The sequence below is a fragment of the Pedobacter frigidisoli genome (assembly GCF_032678525.1).
Taxonomy (GTDB): domain Bacteria; phylum Bacteroidota; class Bacteroidia; order Sphingobacteriales; family Sphingobacteriaceae; genus Pedobacter; species Pedobacter frigidisoli_A.
In genome coordinates this window covers 363,340-380,810 of sequence record NZ_JAVTSE010000003.1, presented here as the reverse complement: position 1 = coordinate 380,810, position 17,471 = coordinate 363,340, and the positions used below count along the sequence as shown (strand labels likewise).

General features: G+C 43.7%; 13 protein-coding genes. 7 read left to right on the top strand and 6 right to left on the bottom strand.

What is annotated here, in order from left to right:
• Window positions 1-162 precede the first annotated feature (162 nt).
• Both R2Q80_RS10680 and R2Q80_RS10675 read left to right on the top strand, forming a co-directional pair.
• Window positions 163-4,539 carry a CusA/CzcA family heavy metal efflux RND transporter gene (locus tag R2Q80_RS10680; RefSeq protein WP_316799590.1) on the top strand — a complete coding sequence of 1,459 codons (4,377 nt, stop codon included), beginning with the start codon at window positions 163-165 and terminating at the stop codon, window positions 4,537-4,539.
• Between the two features lie 10 nt (window positions 4,540-4,549).
• Window positions 4,550-5,731 (top strand): efflux RND transporter periplasmic adaptor subunit, encoded by a 1,182-nt coding sequence (locus R2Q80_RS10675; RefSeq protein ID WP_316799589.1) that lies wholly within the window; start codon window positions 4,550-4,552, stop codon window positions 5,729-5,731.
• 19 nt (window positions 5,732-5,750) lie between these two features.
• On the opposite strand, the gene R2Q80_RS10670 is transcribed toward R2Q80_RS10675, so the two are convergent.
• Together R2Q80_RS10670 and R2Q80_RS10665 are read right to left on the bottom strand one after the other, a co-directional pair.
• A complete protein-coding gene (locus R2Q80_RS10670) occupies window positions 5,751-7,520 on the bottom strand; it encodes a mechanosensitive ion channel family protein (protein WP_316799588.1) in 1,770 nt (589 codons plus the stop codon).
• Window positions 7,517-7,837 (bottom strand): hypothetical protein, encoded by a 321-nt coding sequence (locus R2Q80_RS10665; protein ID WP_316799587.1) that lies wholly within the window; start codon window positions 7,835-7,837, stop codon window positions 7,517-7,519. The genes R2Q80_RS10670 and R2Q80_RS10665 overlap by 4 nt, the downstream gene beginning before the upstream one ends.
• 139 nt (window positions 7,838-7,976) lie before the next feature.
• On the opposite strand from R2Q80_RS10665, the gene R2Q80_RS10660 reads away from it, so the two are divergent.
• Window positions 7,977-8,528 (top strand): hypothetical protein, encoded by a 552-nt coding sequence (locus R2Q80_RS10660; RefSeq protein WP_316799586.1) that lies wholly within the window; start codon window positions 7,977-7,979, stop codon window positions 8,526-8,528.
• Between the two features lie 67 nt (window positions 8,529-8,595).
• Here the strand turns inward: R2Q80_RS10660 and pncB are convergent, their stop codons facing one another.
• Window positions 8,596-9,783 carry a nicotinate phosphoribosyltransferase gene (gene pncB, locus R2Q80_RS10655; protein ID WP_316799585.1) on the bottom strand — a complete coding sequence of 396 codons (1,188 nt, stop codon included), beginning with the start codon at window positions 9,781-9,783 and terminating at the stop codon, window positions 8,596-8,598.
• Between the two features lie 247 nt (window positions 9,784-10,030).
• On the opposite strand from pncB, the gene R2Q80_RS10650 reads away from it, so the two are divergent.
• Both R2Q80_RS10650 and R2Q80_RS10645 read left to right on the top strand, forming a co-directional pair.
• Window positions 10,031-10,498, top strand: a complete 468-nt coding sequence (locus tag R2Q80_RS10650) for an Lrp/AsnC family transcriptional regulator (RefSeq protein WP_316799584.1) — start codon at window positions 10,031-10,033, stop codon at window positions 10,496-10,498.
• Window positions 10,499-10,533: 35 nt separating this feature from the next.
• On the top strand, window positions 10,534-11,232 hold the full coding sequence (locus tag R2Q80_RS10645; RefSeq protein ID WP_316799583.1) for a DUF1826 domain-containing protein: 699 nt from the start codon (window positions 10,534-10,536) through the stop codon (window positions 11,230-11,232).
• A 71-nt stretch (window positions 11,233-11,303) separates the two neighbouring features.
• Here R2Q80_RS10645 and R2Q80_RS10640 read toward each other — a convergent pair whose 3' ends face one another.
• Both R2Q80_RS10640 and R2Q80_RS10635 read right to left on the bottom strand, forming a co-directional pair.
• Complete coding sequence (locus tag R2Q80_RS10640; protein ID WP_316799582.1) at window positions 11,304-11,798, bottom strand: DUF416 family protein; 495 nt, start codon at window positions 11,796-11,798, stop codon at window positions 11,304-11,306.
• Window positions 11,799-11,846: 48 nt separating this feature from the next.
• The gene (locus R2Q80_RS10635) at window positions 11,847-14,189 is read right to left on the bottom strand and encodes a mechanosensitive ion channel family protein (protein WP_316799581.1); all 2,343 of its coding nucleotides are present in this window, start codon (window positions 14,187-14,189) and stop codon (window positions 11,847-11,849) included.
• A gap of 236 nt (window positions 14,190-14,425) precedes the next feature.
• Here R2Q80_RS10635 and R2Q80_RS10630 point away from each other — a divergent pair, with 236 nt between their 5' ends.
• Window positions 14,426-15,619 (top strand): glycosyltransferase, encoded by a 1,194-nt coding sequence (locus R2Q80_RS10630; RefSeq protein WP_316799580.1) that lies wholly within the window; start codon window positions 14,426-14,428, stop codon window positions 15,617-15,619.
• Entirely contained in the window at window positions 15,610-16,431 is an 822-nt protein-coding gene (locus tag R2Q80_RS10625; RefSeq protein ID WP_316799579.1) for a galactosyltransferase-related protein, read from the top strand. Before R2Q80_RS10630 ends, R2Q80_RS10625 begins: the two co-directional genes overlap by 10 nt.
• Here the strand turns inward: R2Q80_RS10625 and R2Q80_RS10620 are convergent.
• On the bottom strand, window positions 16,428-17,471 hold the full coding sequence (locus tag R2Q80_RS10620; RefSeq protein WP_316799578.1) for a glycosyltransferase: 1,044 nt from the start codon (window positions 17,469-17,471) through the stop codon (window positions 16,428-16,430). The two genes, R2Q80_RS10625 and R2Q80_RS10620, sit on opposite strands and share 4 nt — an antisense overlap.

The window sequence follows — 17,471 nt, the reverse complement described above, 5'->3', positions numbered from 1 at the left end:
GCGCCGGAGAAACAGGCGATGGATGTTTGGCAACCACCCAGGTTGGTTTAATCGAAAGTTTTGTATGGCTTTTAGCCTTCAACCTTACCATGTAACAGGCATGTGATTTTGTACCATATGGTACCAATTTATCCTGCTATTTCCTGAATTTAGATTTTACAAATGCTGAACAGAATAATACAATTCTCTATCAGGCAAAAACTGCTTGTAGGAATTATGATGCTGGCCCTGATTGCCTGGGGAATATATTCGCTTCGCCAGTTGCCAATAGATGCCCTTCCTGATATTACCAATAACCAGGTACAAATCATTACCAGCTCACCCAGCAATGGGGCTGAAGATATTGAACGATTTGTGACCTATCCGGTAGAACAAACCATGGCTACTATTCCCGGAATTGAAGAAGTGAGATCCTTTAGTCGGTTCGGACTTTCGGTAGTTACAGTAGTATTCAAAGAAAATGTTGAAATATACTGGGCCCGCCAACAGGTGAGTGAGCGTTTGGCCAGCGTAGAAAAAGCCATCCCGGCCGGTATGGGAACACCTGAAATGGCTCCCCTCACCACAGGTTTAGGCGAAATCTACCAGTACGTGATCCACACAAAAAAAGGATATGAAAACAAATACGACGCAACCGCCTTGCGGACCATTCAGGATTGGATTGTTCGCCGCCAGCTTTTGGGGGTAGAGGGTATAGCCGATGTCAGTAGTTTTGGCGGCTACTTAAAACAATACGAAATTGCCATCAACCCCGACAAGCTACGAAGCATGGACATTTCCATCAGCGATATCTTTCGTGCCCTGGAAAAAAATAACCAGAATACCGGGGGGGCTTATATCGACAGGAAACCCAATGCCTATTTCATCCGTAGTGAAGGGCTGGTAAAAAGCATTGAAGATATTGGGAATATTGTCGTGAGGACCAATGAAAACTCTACACCAGTATTGATCCGCAATGTGGCTGAGGTACGGATTGGTGCAGCAACACGTTATGGCGCCATGACCCGTAACGATGAAGGAGAGGTAGTAGGCGCAGTGGTAATGATGCTGAAAAATGCCAACTCGTCGAAAGTAATCGGGAATGTGAAAATCCGTATGGCTCAAATTTCGAAAAATTTGCCTGAAGGTGTGCTAATCGAACCGTTTCTTGACCGCACAAAGCTGGTAAATAATGCCGTTGGTACGGTGACGAACAATCTTGCTGAGGGTGCCCTCATTGTCATCTTTGTACTCGTTTTGCTGTTGGGTAATTTCCGTGCAGGTCTTATTGTTGCCTCAGTCATTCCGCTGGCCATGCTGTTTGCAGTATGCCTGATGAATCTTTTTGGAGTGAGTGGCAATCTGATGAGTCTCGGTGCTATTGACTTTGGCCTCATCGTAGATGGTGCTGTAATTATTGTGGAGGCCGCGCTGCATCACCTGGGCATGCGAAAGAATAAAAACATGCTCACGCAGCAGGAAATGGACCAGCAGATTTTTGACTCTGCATCGAAAATCAGAAACAGTGCGGCGTTTGGCGAAATCATTATCCTGATTGTTTACCTGCCCATTCTTGCACTGGTTGGTATCGAAGGTAAAATGTTTCGCCCGATGGCCCAAACTGTTGCCTTTGCCATTCTGGGAGCCTTCATTCTATCCTTGACCTATGTACCCATGATGAGTGCACTATTCTTAAATAAGAAGATCAGCACTAAAAGAAGTATTTCTGATAAAATCATGGGCTTTTTACAGCGGGTTTACACACCAATACTAAACCTTGCCCTTCGGGCGAGAGTGGCTGTTTCGGGAATTGCCTTTGGTTTTTTCTTGCTATGCCTGGTTATTTTTAATCACCTGGGTGCAGAATTTATTCCAACGTTGGAAGAAGGTGACTTCGCTGTTGAAACCCGGGTGCTTACCGGCAGTAGCCTTTCCCAAACTATTGAAGCCTCAATAAGGGCGGCTAAAGTACTTAAGGCTAACTTTCCTGAAGTGAAGGAGGTGATTGGCAAAATCGGGTCAAGCGAGATTCCAACTGATCCCATGCCTGTTGAGGCCTGCGACTTGATGATCATCCTGAAAGATAAAAGCGAGTGGACAAGCGCTTCGGACAGGGAGGAATTGGCTGGGGTAATGCAGGCCAGACTGGAACAGTATATTCCGGGCGTAACCTTTGGTTTTCAGCAGCCTATACAGATGCGCTTCAATGAGTTAGCAACTGGAGCGAGGCAGGATGTGGTGATAAAAGTATATGGCGAGGACTTTGAAAAGTTAGGTGCATACGCGGCTCAGATTGGGCGTATTTCTGCAAAAACCCCTGGTGCCCAGGATGTTTATGTGGAGCAGGTATCCGGACTTCCGCAGGTAATTATCAAATTCCATAGAGACAAGATTGCGCAGTTTGGCCTTAATATAGAGGATGTGAATACTGCTATCCGATCGGGCTTTGCCGGAGAGGTGGCAGGTTTGGTGTTTGAGGGGGAGAAACGCTTTGATATGGTGGTGAGACTTGAAAAAGAAAAAAGGCAATCACTCGAAGATGTTAAAAATCTTTTTGTAACCACGCCCGGCGGAAACCAGGTTCCGCTGGAGCAACTGGCTGATATCGAATACAAAAATGGCCCCAACCAGATCCAAAGGGATGATGCCAAGCGAAGAATTACCGTAGGTTTCAATGTGCGTGGCCGGGATGTGGAATCTATCGTAAAGGAAATTCAGCAAAAAATTGATGTGCAGGTTAAGTTTGCACCGGGTTACTATCCCACTTTCGGTGGAACTTTTGAAAACCTGCAGGCTGCAAATAAAAGGCTGGCTATTGCCGTGCCCCTGGCTTTACTGCTGATATTGCTTTTGCTTTACCTTACCTTTTCCTCCATCAAACATGCGCTGCTGATTTTTACTGCCATCCCACTTTCTGCAATTGGCGGCGTAATGGCGTTATGGGCAAGAGGAATGCCTTTCAGTATCTCGGCTGGAATTGGTTTTATTGCGCTTTTCGGCGTAGCAGTGCTCAATGGTATAGTGCTCATTAGTGAATTTAACAGATTAAAAAAAGAAGGAATGAAAGATATTCTTAAAATCATAAGAACAGGGACCTCGGTAAGGCTCAGGCCGGTAGTGATGACTGCGTTGGTTGCCTCCCTCGGTTTTCTTCCAATGGCCATTTCGGGCGGTAGCGGGGCGGAAGTGCAACGTCCGCTGGCCACAGTGGTAATCGGCGGACTCCTTTCCGCCACATTGCTTACCCTCCTGGTGCTGCCGGTGCTGTACATTTGGGTAGAGAATATGGGCACAAAAAAAGTTAAGCTAACAAGGGTAAGGGGAGTTATCATTTTGCTCATGAGCTTATTTGGCTTTCAACCCCTAAAAGCGCAAAACGCCCTCACTTTAAATAAAGCGGTTTCGGTCGCCCTGGAACAAAATAAGGCCATTAGCAATGCCAGCCTGGGTGTTGGACTACAACAGGCACTCCGGAAAACCGCTTTCGAAATGCCTAAAACGGACGTATCCATGCTCTATGGCCAATACAACAGTTTGGTTAAAAACGACAACAATTTTACTATTACACAAACCATTCCCTTTCCAACACTTTTTTCAGCGAATGCGGCCTTGGGGAACGAACGGATCAAGTCGGGTCAGATTCAGGTGGCCAATGCTAAAAATGAACTCATTTACCAGGTAAAAACAGTCTATACCAATCTACAATACCTTTACTCGAAAGAAAGGTTATTACTTCAGCAGGATAGCATTAACAAGGGATTTGTGAAATCAGCGTCCCTGAAATATAAAACAGGAGAGGGCAATCTACTCGAAAAAGTAGCGGCTGAAACACAGCTTAAAGATTTGCAGAATCTGCTTGAGCAGAACCGCTCGGATATTGATATTTACACCACGCAGCTTTCAACACTTCTTGGTAAAGGACAGGCACCACTTATAGCCGACAAGTATCTGAATGACTCCCCGGAGATTTCATCAGCAGATCCTGCTTCGCTACATTCAAATCCGGCAATTGCTTATTTCCGGCAGCAGGTGGTCATTGCTGAAAAACAGCGTAAGGTTGAGTTTGCCCGGGCACTTCCCGATTTAACCCTGGGTTACTTCAATCAGTCACTTACTGGTTTTCAAACGGTTAATGGTAATGAGGAATTTTTCGGCCGCCACAAACGCTTTCAGGGTTTTCAAGTCGGAGTTTCCGTCCCCGTTTTCTATAAATCGCATGCTGCCAAAGCAAAGGCTGCCTCGATCAGTAAAGATATTGCCGCGAACGACCTGCAACTTCAGCAAAGAAAGCTTTCCGGCCAGTTTCAGCAGGCGATGGATGAATACCTGAAATACCGGAAACGTTACGACTACTTTAACACTTCGGCGCTGAGCAATGCAGCGTTAATTTTAAAAAACAGCCGGATTGCCTATCAAAACGGTGAAATTGGCTATTCCGAATATTTATTGAATCTCAGGCAGGCCAATGGTATTTACGAATCGCACCTGATGGCGTTGCTCCAGTTGAGCCAAAGCATCAACCAGATTAATTTTTTAACCGGTAACCAAAAATCATTTTAGTTGGAACAGTATGAAAACCCTATATCAAATTTTTGCTTTAACAGCCATTCCTTTACTCCTGATGGCTTGTAGTAATCCAAAAACTGAAACCGTTTCTGAAAAAGAGGTGGTTCATGAAAGCCCTGATCTTGTTAGGCTTACACCTGAACAATACCAACTGGCAGACATTACCTTAGGCGATATTGAACGCCGCGAATTGAGTGGAACCACCAAGGTAAATGGCATATTAGATCTCCCCCCTCAAAGTCTGGTGTCTATTTCCACGCCGCTGGAAGGCATTGTGAAAAGTACTGATATGCTCCAGGGAAAGCGGGTAGCCAAAGGTGCCCTAGTAGCGGTGATGCAAAACCCTGAATTCATTCAGATGCAGCAGGATTACCTGGATTATAAAAGTCAGCTGCAGTTTTTAAAACAGGAACTGAACAGGCAGGAAGAGCTGGCAAAGGAAAATGTGAACTCAAAAAAAGCACTACAGAAGGCCATAAGTGAATATCAGAGCGTTAGCGCAAGGTTACTTGGTCAGCGGTCAAAGCTTTCCATTATGAACATCAGTTTTGCGGCCCTGGAAAAGGGAAATATTCAGAAAACATTCAATCTGTACACACCAATGGCGGGCTATGTGATGCAGGTGAATACTAATATCGGTGCTTTTGCCAGCACTACAGATGTGCTATTTAAAATTGCAGATACGGAGCATCTTCATGCCGAACTCACCGTTTTTGAGAAAGATGTACCTAAGCTTAAACTAGGCCAGAAAGTCCGTTTCGTACTTGCAAATGAAGAGAAAGAAAGAATGGCCACTGTTTACCTCATCGGTAGGGAGATCAGCAAAGAAAGAACGGTGCAAATACATTGTCACTTGGATAAAGAAGATACACAGCTGTTGCCGGGAATGTATCTTAAAGCCTACGTGGAAAGCGGCACGAGTAAAGTAGAATCACTTCCCGATGCCGCCATTGTGGAATTTGAAGGAAAAAAAATCATTTTTACTTCCAAAATGCCAGACTCTGGAACCCCTGCTAAAACCTACCAGTATAAAATGCTGGAAGTGAAAACAGGAGTGTCCGAAAATGGTTACACTCAGGTATCTTTTGCCCAGGAGCTGCCTTCTGGCAACAGGGTAGTTGTAAAAGGTGCATACGATCTGTTAAGCAAAGTTAAAAATTCCGAAGAAGAGGGTGAGAAACATTAACAATACGAAACCTCATACGTTATTCCTTGCGGATGATGTTGTAGCTGGGCGATAACAATTCAATGCCAGCGGTATTAAGTTCATCCTGGATGTGCTCAAGCAGGCTGCTATATATTACTGCCTGTTTATTTGCATGTTTGGTGTAGGCATTGATCTGATAGGATACATAAAAATCATTGAGGGTAGTCTGCAGTACAAAAGGCCTAGGCTCAGTCATAATGAATTCTGTTTTAAGTGCTGCACTAATGAGCAGCTCATAAGCCGTTTTCCATGGCACGTCATAGCCCAGGGTCACCTGATAATGTATAATCAGGCCAATGGTTTCTGCCTGACTGGAATAGTTGACCGTGCTGCTCGACAATACCATGGAGTTCGGAACGGTCACGTCCTCATTTTTGATGGTGCGTATTCTGGTCACCAGCATGGTTTTTTCAATAATGTCGCCAGTCAATTCTCCAATTTTTACGCGGTCGCCAATACGGAAGGGGCGCATGTAGGTGATGACTAATCCGGCTACGATATTGGTGATTGCACTGGATGATCCCAGAGAGATCAACACACCCAGAAATACCGATACGCCCTGAAATGCTGCCGATCCTGAACCTGGTAAATAGGGGAAGATAACCACCAGCATAAAGGCATAAAGGATAAACCTCAATATATTAAAGGTTGGGACAGACCACTCCGGGTGGAAGCCACTAATCTGAATATTGCTGCGTTTAACCTCATTGAAAAAATAGCGGATACCCTTTAGTGCAAATTTGAAGATCATCCAGATAATCAGGATGGTAAAAAGGTTGGGCAGATAGTTCACTATCCCGTTCATAGCAACCCTAAGCGGGCCCAGAATCCAATTGAGCAACGTATTTGCCCAGCTTTCCGTTTCTGGAAATACACTGAAAAGCAGTGGCAGGGAAAGGTAAATGAGCACCAGGGTAACCAGAATCCTGATTGCGCTGTTGATCCTGAGGAAAATCAGTTCCAGGTCTTTTGCCGGGATAGCCTTCACTGCACCCAGCTTAAACCCAGCTTTTATTCGCTGGCTCCGGATACTGATATACTTTCCACTTTGACGGAATATCCAATTGATCAGTCTGACCATAACGATCAGCAATACGAGAATGAGGATGACCAGTCCAATTCTTTTAGCCCAATTCAACAGGCTATGGGATTCCCTTTCCTGTTGTACGGTATTGTTGATCCTGGAAAGATATTCCGCTGCCAGCTTTGCATTGGTTTTTCCGAACCACAGGCCGTCCAGGTTGGATACACTCATGATCACTTCCTGGTTTTTATAGATAATATCAAAGTTATCTGCTGAAGATTTGAGCTTAAGCGAATCAGGGGAATAGAAAGCATCCTGATATAGGTTGATGATTTTTTTGGTAATGCCCGAAGCCCTTTCACTCGCGTTAAAAGAGCCTGTACGCGTATATATGTTAAACAGTGTATCATGATTGAGCACCACCGGATATCCCTTTGCGTGATCCTTCAGCTTTTTGATCTCTGCAGCCTGGGCAATATTTCTGATGGAATCATTAACAGCTATATCTCTTAATTTTTGCTCCAGTGCTCTGGTTTTGGACTGGTCTCCGACTGCATTTCGCAATTGTTCCTCTAATTGAATTTTCACCAAAGAGTCGATCTGTTTTTGCTGGTGGTCTTTGATGAGCCTCACCTCATCAATGGCTATACTGTTTTTTGTAGCCGAATCAATAGGTTGCTGTGCGACAACCTGGCTTTCAATAAAGAAGGAAAATAATAGAAATATTAGCGTTCTGGTGCTCATGAATGGTTTTGCTGAATGTTTTCTCTGTATGCATCAGGTTGATAGGCAGATTGGTCTTCCTGTCTTATGGCATCAAAGGTGATCGCTATTACGCCAGCTATTACCATCAGCAGACCGATCTTTTGTAAAAGGTTCTCTGACTTTCTGGAGAAGGGGGATCTGTCGGTTAGGGCAAATTTTTGAATACCCTGAACTCTACCACGCAGGTATTTTCGGCGTAGAGCCAATACCAGGAGGGTAACGCCAAATGCAATGATGATCATACCTATAAGCTGCGCATGGGTTAAATATGTCGGGAAATTTGAATCATTTATCATATAATACCGACAATTGAGGGATGGAAAAGTTTGCCAGGATACCAATTATTCTGGTAATTGAACCAATTTGAAAAATATATCTTGCCTGACTGTAGCGTTCCGCTCGCATGATGCGTTTATGAAGCAAAACCACCTATCTATGAAAGATATCGCTCTAAAAACCTGTACCTTGATGCTCATTGTTGCCATGATGATCAGTCTAGGCTGTAAAAAAGACCGTAATCCGGTTCAACCCTCAGCTTCCGATTCTTTCCTGCCTATGCAAGTGGGCAACCTATGGTACACCAACAACCAGAACTATACAGAAATCAAAGACAGCCTGGTGATCAGCGGCAAGCTCTACTACAAATTCTATTCGTTAATTGGCGGCGATGCGGTAAGCACTTCTTACCTACGAATTGATGAACAGGGAAAACTTATTGCCAGCGACCCAAAATATCCTGACTTAAAGGTTGTTCGTGCTGACTTTAATGGCAAAGTAGGGGATAAGTTTTTCACTACGGGACAGGGAAATGACACTGATAACGAGGTTACAATTACTGAAAAAACCAATACCCAAATGAGCTTCTCCTTTGATGCGATTTACCATCCTAACCTGAAAGGTCATGCCTATGTTGTTAGTTATGTAAAAGGGCAGGGATTCCCTGGTAACTGGACTAAACTCAAAATTAACGGTGTAACGTTAAAATAGGTTGGCTGGCAGTCATTTAAAGCATGCTTGAATTTCTCCCATTGTGTCTTGCCATTCAACTATTTTATTAATTTTTAATCTTTAATATCGTCTTTGCAGCCTCGATCATTGCAGCCTCTCCGGTATTTTTTTCCGGACTGTCTGATAGCTTAACCACTGGTGTCCATTGGCCGTTCATTTGCCGGGTCTCCGTCATTTTTACTACAATATTCATCGGAATCAATCCGACATCGTTACTTAGATTTGTGCCGATCCCAAATGAAAAGCCAATCTTACCGTTACAGTAGTCGGTTATACGGGCCACTTTTTCATAATCCAGACCATCAGAAAAAATGATGGTTTTGCTTAGAGGGTCTATCCCCAGTTTGTTGTAGTGGGCGATAACTTTATCGGCAAATTCAATTGGGTTACCACTATCCTGACGAACGCCGTCAAAGAGTTTGGAAAACATTTTGTCGAAATGTGTGAGGAAAACATCGGTGGTATAGGTATCGGATAGGGCTATGCCGAGATCGCCCCTGAAAACATCAACCCAATGCTGGAGGGCAGAAACATTTGCCTGGGGGAATCCATAAACTGCGGCATGATACATAAACCATTCATGTGCATGGGTACCAATGGGCCGGGTTTGATGAAGCATGGCCAGGTGCACATTGCTGGTGCCAACAAACATGTTTCCGCCTTCGTGACTGAACGTGTCGATGACCTGTTTTTGTACATGATAGCTGTGGCGGCGGCGGGTGCCGAATTCAGCAACATTGACACCCAGGACGCGAAATTGTTTAGCTTTTGCCGCGGTTTGAGAAATCAGCAATTCATCAGGAATTCGTTGGCCACTGGTCATTTCATAAAAGAGTTCACAAATCAAAGCCATTACCGGCACTTCCCAAAGAATGCTACGGTACCAGTGTCCTTCAATCTGGATATCCAGATCTGCCCCATGCTGTTTGATGGTCACCTCAGCTGGATCATATCGGTAACCTGCCAGAAAATCGAGATACAGCGGATCAAGGTAGGGACAGTTTTCACGGAGGAATTGTTTTTCTCCTGCGCTAAGCTGAAGGAACTGCATCTGCTGTATCCTTGCCTTTAAAGCCTCGCCAAATCCATCTGGAAAGGAATGTTTTCCTCTGTTGATGAAATGGTACCGTGCCATGGCTGAAGGGAAAAGCCTTACCACCGCCTGTTGCATGGTAAATTTATAGAAATCGTTGTCGAGTATAGATAGCGTTGACTGGGGCTGAAAGGAAATCATTAAGTAATAATTGTTGTCCTATTAACAGGAGTTTCCAATTTAGGTTTTTTCCTTAAGAATTGAAATAGAATTATTGGAATTGAAGCCGGATGATTCGAACCTGGTTTCAGGTATACCTTTTATCAGGATCAAAAAAGATTGTTATGTGGTCTCCGTTTGGATCTCAAAAAACCGCTAGCTTAAGGGATATTTTGCATCGTATTTCAGTTTTATGGTTTAATTTAGCTGGAAATTATAATTGAACATTATGACACAGGGCGATTTAGATCAGGTAGATATTGAGATTTTGAAATTGCTTCAGAAAGATGCATCCTTAACTAATAAAGAAATTGCGTTGAAACTTCATAAGTCAATCGCTACCGTTCATGAAAGGATCAGACGGCTGAAGGAGCAAGGCTACATTAAACGAATCGTGGCCATCCTGGACAGAAAGAAAATAGACAGAAGTTTGATTGCTTTTTCACATGTATTGTTGCGGGAACATACTGCAGGTACATTGATTGAATTTGAAACTGAAGTGTCCAAGTTTCCAGAGGTAATGGAATGCCTGCAAATGACTGGAGCGAATGATTTTATCCTCAGGATTGCTACCAGGGATATGGATGCTTACCACGAATTTTTACGCAATAAGCTGGCCACATTGCCAAACATCACTACTGTGCAAAGTTATTTTGTGCTTAGTGAACCTAAAAGTGAAACTGCTTATCCTTTATAGTGCGATGAAGGAGTCGAAAAATGTGATATTGAACGATGAGCAATAAATTCTACGGTAACAATCAGATCGGAGTAGTCAACTCATTTTTTGAATTGGCAGATACTGATTTTCACGGCAACACGAATGCCCTATGCTGGTACAGAAGCCTTAACGGAGATTTTGGAGAGATTGTGTCAAAGTTTAAGTTATCAGAAAACATCATGGAGATTTCGTCCGACGACATGCTGGCGTTGCGACTATCTGAAGCGGGAGACACCGCAAGGGAGATCATTCTGAACGATTTGAAGTGCCTAACTGCCTTCGGAGCATCTCCTGTATTAAATTTACTGAAGTGTTATGAGCGCGACGAAGAGCTTGATTTCTTCCCTACTGACGTATATTCCTTTCACGTAGACCGATCACCCATTGCAACAGATACTTTTTTATGCACCTATTATGGCGCTGCCAGCGAGATTATTCCGAATGATCAGGTAGAACAAAAAGTGTTGATTCCTGAAGTCCGTGAAAAACTGAAAGCTTTACATGATGGAGGAGAAACAGATTTTGAAGATTTCCTTAACGATTTTTTCTTCGACCTGCATTACCACCTTAAACCGGGGGCTGTGCCTGTTAACCTGGAAACAGGCCATTTATGGCGTTTGGCTGTCGATCATCCCGAGCAAAAAGTATTGCCTTGCGTGCACAGAGCGCCTGTTGAAAAGCAGGGTGAATACAGGCTGCTGTTGATCTGCTGATTTAAACAGGATTGAAAAGGCGATCGAAGGTTTCCATACTCCCGAATCTGTAAGGATCTTGCCCCGTCCGCTTATTTCGCTTGTTCGAGTTGCAATGTCCACTCCGCGATAATTGTCGGGTGGCTCGAAAGTTCATCAGCCGTTAGGGTATTATCTTTTTCCTGGAGTTTGAAATCAATGGTGTCAGTGATCATGCTGCTGATGTGCATCAGGTGCGTTTGATCCTGATCAAGCAGGTATTCTAATAACTCCCATACTGCACAGGCAGCATTGATGGCGTAGCTGGTTAAAAAATCACCAAATTCCTCTGTGTCGGGTATCACCAGGTCTAGCTCATCCATTAGGCCATTGACCAATTGATCGTCTACCTCATCGTTCATGGCATAGGTGATATAATCAATTGAGCGCTTCAGCACCTCCGGATCTCCCCACTGATATTCCTGAAAAAATTCAAGATAATCGGGGTAAAGGCGTTTGCAGATATCCAGACCAAAGCTAATTCTTTGAACCGGAGACAATGATGCGAGTTGAATAGCCAGTTGAGTGGAGAATTCATTTAAATCCATGACTGAAAATTAGTTCCTTTAAGTTTCAAAGGTAAAAAAAAACGAGAATTACATCACTTTAATCTGCGCATCGCGGGCGGAAACAATCAGTTTCCTAAAGAAAGTATTTTTGAATTCTGCCTCAATGTAAATATTGCTGATCCAGGCCAGAACCTTAATTTCTATACTATCGGCCGTAACGCTGTTTAAAAGGATTTCAGGTTTCAGATTTTTAACTACGTCGTCTGCCGATCCCAGTACTGCGTCGATGACTTTGTTGAGTTCATCTAAATTGGTATCAGATGCCACCTTAAAAATAATTTCGGTTTTGATATAATCGTTGCTTAAAGTCCAGTTAACCAGGCGGCCGGATAGGAGGTCTCCGTTCGGAATGATTACTTCAGAACCCTGCGGCGTCAGTAATCTGCTGGAGCGGATACCGATATCCCTCACTTTACCTTTCTTGTCTGCAAGTTCTACATAATCGCCGATTCTGAAGGGCTTTTCGAAGATGAGGATAATTCCCGAAACAAAGTTGTTTACGATGTTTTGCATACCCAGGCCGATACCGACACCAAATGCCCCTAATACCACGGTGAGTTTATCCATAGGCAATCCTGAAGCCATAACAGCTAGCAGCACCCCAATGACGATAATTATGAGTCGAGCCAGTGCCACTTTGGAACCTTTTTGTCCGCTATTTTCCGAAAAGGTAATTTTCTCTTCCCCAAACAGTAGCGGGACATGTTTTTGCAGTTTATTTGCCACATAAATGATAGCTACAAAAAACAGGATATTTCCCAGGCTGAAATGAATGCTTCCGAATACTCTTGGTTTCTTCATCATGTCGCTCAATAGAGTCCAGATGCCATTTAAGATGGAGAGATTGATGAAAAATACCATCACCCATAGCATGACAGACAATACAGAAAGTGCCTTTTTAAACTTCGAACGGGATTTGCTATGATTGATTCTCGAGAAAATGCCATTGCTGCAGGAGCTGATTTTAATCTGCAGATCCAGTGCATCAAGCATAATCTGAACGAACACAGCAAGAGATATCAGCTGAATCAGTCCGATAACACCAGTTACACTTAAGAGTTTGGCCAGATCTACACGACCAAATATATTGAGTATAATAGAAAGTATATTTAAACCAATAAGCGCAACAATAACCAAACGTACATACTTTTTGGAAAAAGCTTTAAACGTAACTTTCCGGTAAAGCTGAGTGCCCAGGTAAATGAAAAATACATTGATGCAGAGTAGCAATAATCTTAAAGGAAGCCCGTCATCAACAGCGGCATTTCCTGCGATTAAAAGCACATAAAGGCCAAGGATGAGCAACCAGAAACGGAGCTGGACTTTTTCCAGCGTTCGCCACAGGTGAATGGTCATCAACAGCAAAAGCAATAATGCAACAAGTTCTACATATAAGGAAGGGGCATCGGGCTCAAATAAGGGCGTGATATTGAGTAATACGATGAGTGTGGCAAGAACTGGAAAAGGGCGGATGTATTCGAAGCTGAGTTCGCCAATCTTTCTTTTGATTGATGTTCTTTTTGCTGCCCTGAAATTGCGGTGTACCCATATGAAAAAAGCTACAGAAAGCAGGATGGCGAGGAGGCGGTTATCCCATGTAGAGTTGATAAAATACTTTAAAATTTGCTGCTGACCGAGGTAAGAGGCTATAATAAGATTTCCGGTTGGCTCGCCAATCTGGGTACGCAGTGGTGCCTGCCAGAGATAGGGATTTCGCTTGCTTAACGCCAGTCGGCCCGATTGTTCAAGCTTGTCAGAAGTTTGTGCCCTGAGGTTGCTGATCACAATACCCAGTGAGGAAGTTGTGGCCAGTAACTTATTAACTTGTTCAAGGTTTGCACCCGTAACTTTCCCGGCATCCTGTAAGCGGCCTTTGATGTCGTTAATTTGCGACTGGTAGAGGAGCTTCTGTTGCTCGTCTCCTGAGGATAGTTTCAACAATGAATCACTGCTGAGATCGAGCACCTGTTTTGACATTCGCTGAAGGTCATTGCTGTTTTTAACCAGTATCTCGGTAATACTTTTTAGTTTGGCATCTGCATCCCGCAGGATGAGGTCGTAACTTAACAGGCTTTTACTCTCGAGTTCTCCTTTGGCGGAGAATGACTGGCTAAGAGGTTCAATATTAGTTTGCACATCTGCAATGCGGCGTGAGGTTTCATCAAGGGCATATCCTTTTTTATTTGCCGCATTAATCTCGGTGATGGCCGATTGAGCAGTTTGAATTCTGAAAAGAAGTGTATCGGGAATGGTTTTTACGGAGTCGACTTTAGGCGCAGCCGGTGTTTGCGCAAAGCCTGCCTCCACCACCAGAATACAGTAAACGGAAAATAGTAAAATGATCAGGAGCGCTTTGATGAGCTTTTTCATAGATAAACGGTACGGAGTAATAAAAACGGGTAATATGCAGTTGAACCGGCCGGCCGGATACTGACCGATCGCCTCGAGTATCTGATAATGAACCCAACACCAAGCCGATTGTTTTGAGGATTTTAAAAAAAATCAATGTCGGCAGTTGAAAATGCACCAATGGTTTATACCTAAATTTTTCAGAACTTTTGTCTGAAACGCATGTTCTCTTTATATAACTAAGAATAAAGAAGCTTATGATCCCAGGCCTAACTGATCAATACCACAGTTTATTTCTGCATACCCCAAACCCATTTCTTCGTTTATCAATAATTGTTCCGGCAAAAGATGAAGCCGATTTTATCACTGGTACTTTGGACGCCTTACGCCTGCAGGTTGACGATTCGGGAAATGCCATTGCACAACACATTTACGAGGTATTGGTTTTGGCAAACAACTGCACAGACAGCACATTCGAAATCTGCAAACACTATCAAAAGCAATATCCAAACTTTAACCTTTTCGTAGAAGCTGTTCAGATTAGTGCTGAACATGCGAATATTGGTACGGTGAGACGCCTGTTAATGGATGCAGCTTATGAACGGCTGTTAAAGACTGCCGGGCCAAGGGGCATTATTGTATCTACAGATGCAGATAGCAATGTGGATCAGCAGTGGGTTCATCAGATCTTATACGAAATGGAAAAAGGGGTAGATGTAGTTGGCGGTAGAATTATCCCGCAAGGTACGCCAACACTGGCAAAGCGCCATCATTTAAAAGATGTAGGCTATCGTTTTTTACAAACCAGGCTGGAGTCGGAGTTGGATCCCTGCGAGAGCAATCCATGGCCGCGGCATTTCCAGTGCTATGGCCCAAGCCTTGCGGTAACCTGTGAAATATATGAAAGGGCAGGCCGCATTCCGGCTATACCGTTTCTGGAGGATGAGGAGTTTAGAAAGGCGCTAAAGCGGATAGATGCGAAAATCAGACATTCGCCTAAAGTAATTATCTACACATCAGCAAGGCTGAAGGGTAGAGTTGATTTTGGTTTTTCTGTGCAATTGCAATACTGGAAGGAAATGACCAAAAGGTGTGAGCACCAGATGGTGGAATCGTTTGACTGCCTGCATCTGAAACTGAGGTTAAAAAATGAATTCAGGTTATTATGGAAGGCAGTAAAGGCAGGACGAGAGATGACATTGGAAACTAATGCGCTGGCATTTAAAATGGGATTTGAATTGGACGCAGTGTGTGCCTGGCTAAATCAGGGACATTATTTTGAAGCGGTGTGGGAAGAAATTGAATCCGTTTTAATGGTACGTTTAACCAAATTAATGCCTCTGCAACCCATTTCGGATTCTATCAGGGAATTAAGGTCGTATTTTTCAGGCCTTGCTGTTATGTCAAAACCCATGTCTGTTGATCAGACTGCAACTGCGCTATGGGCCTAAAGGTATCTGTACTTACACTGGTAAAGGGGAGGGCAAAGGCACTTGAGAACATGATTGCAGGCCTGTTAGCGAATAGTGTTTTTCCTGATGAACTGATTATTGTACTGATCAATGAATGTGCGCGTATACTTCCCAAAACTCCATTCCCGGTCAAACAGGTTTTGCTTAAACATGAACATGAACTTCCGCTGGCTGCAGCGAGAAATATTGCAGCCAACAATGCATTGGGAGATTTACTGATCTTTCTGGATGTTGACTGTATTCCGGCACAGGATTTAGTTGCTACCTATTTATCTGGAGCAGTTAGAGGTATGCTTACCAACGGTGTAGTTCGTTATCTGATGAGGGGGGCAGTAGATCAAAGGGAGTTCAACCTGCAACTGGACAAGTTAAGTACTGTTGATCCGGTGAGGGATGGTCTGAAGGAATTGCCTCATGAATTATTCTGGTCGCTCAACTTCGCGTGTTACAAATTAGACTTCGCCAGGATTGGTGGCTTCGATGAATCCTTTACGGGTTATGGTGCGGAAGATACTGATTTTGCCTTTACCGCCAGAAAGATAGCAATTGGGATGAACAGTATTCCTGCCTTAGCCTACCATCAATACCATGAGCAATTTAGTCCACCTTTGAATCATTTTGAAGATATCGTACAAAATGCAAAGATATTTTTTGACAAATGGCGAATCTGGCCGATGGAAGGCTGGCTCAATGCTTTCGAAAAGCGCACCTTAATACAATGGAACAGTAATGAGCTAAAGATTTTAAAACACCCATCTTCCAGTGAAATTGCAAATGCATTAAAAGTCTAGTTTTCAAAAAGCCGTTTTCCGGTGGAAATGATAACTGTGGCCGCTTTATCGAGTGCTTCATCATCTGTTATGCCTTGCCAATCAGGTAATTGTAACAGAAGTCGTTGGATTATTTCGTTCCAGTTTTGACTAGCCAGATCAGCCGGATATACAATCTCTATGCCTGTTCTCCCGGTAATGGAAAGCGCTTTTTCTACCTGTTCGTTAAATGGCCGCACCTCAGGAATTCCGATAAACCGCTTATTCAGGGATGCTGTTTCCATCACCGTATTATGTCCGGTATTTCCAATAATCAGCTCGCATGATGATAGCAGCTCAAAAGGATCTTCGATGTGGCCGTGCCAGTAAACATTACTATTTATGTTTTTTGTACCGGAACAGCCAATGACGTGCAAAGTATAGTCTGTTGCCTGGCTGGAAATCTCAGAAACCAGCGATTCATCAATTGAACTTCCTCCTTTTCCTACCAAAATGGCGATGCTGTTTTTAACAACATTCCTGACCTTTGGCCGAGAAGAGAATCTCGAAAAACCTCCTGTGAAAACTGTTTTGTTAAGCATAGTGTCCAAAGGTTGGTCATACATTGCTTCGGGAAAAGGGGCCAACAATACTTCAGCACTTTGGTACGCCATCATATGCGGCAAATCATCGCGTTGGCCGTGTTGCCTGATCACGATGGTTGGGATACCCGACAACCGGGCTAAGAGTGTTACCTCAACTGATACGTCGACTACAAGTAACAAAGGATAGTGCTGTTCGAAAATATGCGCCATCATTGCGGTCCTTTTTCGAATTCCTGAAAGTCCTAGCGGTGCGTAATGGACGCCTTCTGGCAGGGCACTGGTAGTTTCCGTAAGTGGTGTTTCCCCATAATCCAGGGGTAAATGGATCAGTTCAAAATGATCAGATTCAGGTGTTTTTTCCAATCCGCTTCCCATCAATATAATCCTATAATCGCTTAACGATTTAATGATCTGGAGGGTTCTCATCAGGTGGCCGGAGCCGTGGTGATGGACGTAAAATGCAATGGTAAACGACAT

Excerpts from the sequence above, each read along its gene's own strand:
- R2Q80_RS10680 (WP_316799590.1), top strand. The coding sequence starts at position 163 with ATGCTGAACAGAATAATACAATTCTCTATCAGGCAAAAACTGCTTGTA.
- R2Q80_RS10675 (WP_316799589.1), top strand. The coding sequence starts at position 4,550 with ATGAAAACCCTATATCAAATTTTTGCTTTAACAGCCATTCCTTTACTC.
- R2Q80_RS10670 (WP_316799588.1), bottom strand. The coding sequence starts at position 7,520 with ATGAGCACCAGAACGCTAATATTTCTATTATTTTCCTTCTTTATTGAA.
- R2Q80_RS10665 (WP_316799587.1), bottom strand. The coding sequence starts at position 7,837 with ATGATAAATGATTCAAATTTCCCGACATATTTAACCCATGCGCAGCTT.
- R2Q80_RS10660 (WP_316799586.1), top strand. The coding sequence starts at position 7,977 with ATGAAAGATATCGCTCTAAAAACCTGTACCTTGATGCTCATTGTTGCC.
- pncB (WP_316799585.1), bottom strand. The coding sequence starts at position 9,783 with ATGATTTCCTTTCAGCCCCAGTCAACGCTATCTATACTCGACAACGAT.
- R2Q80_RS10650 (WP_316799584.1), top strand. The coding sequence starts at position 10,031 with ATGACACAGGGCGATTTAGATCAGGTAGATATTGAGATTTTGAAATTG.
- R2Q80_RS10645 (WP_316799583.1), top strand. The coding sequence starts at position 10,534 with ATGAGCAATAAATTCTACGGTAACAATCAGATCGGAGTAGTCAACTCA.
- R2Q80_RS10640 (WP_316799582.1), bottom strand. The coding sequence starts at position 11,798 with ATGGATTTAAATGAATTCTCCACTCAACTGGCTATTCAACTCGCATCA.
- R2Q80_RS10635 (WP_316799581.1), bottom strand. The coding sequence starts at position 14,189 with ATGAAAAAGCTCATCAAAGCGCTCCTGATCATTTTACTATTTTCCGTT.
- R2Q80_RS10630 (WP_316799580.1), top strand. The coding sequence starts at position 14,426 with ATGATCCCAGGCCTAACTGATCAATACCACAGTTTATTTCTGCATACC.
- R2Q80_RS10625 (WP_316799579.1), top strand. The coding sequence starts at position 15,610 with ATGGGCCTAAAGGTATCTGTACTTACACTGGTAAAGGGGAGGGCAAAG.
- R2Q80_RS10620 (WP_316799578.1), bottom strand. The coding sequence starts at position 17,471 with ATGTCGTTTACCATTGCATTTTACGTCCATCACCACGGCTCCGGCCAC.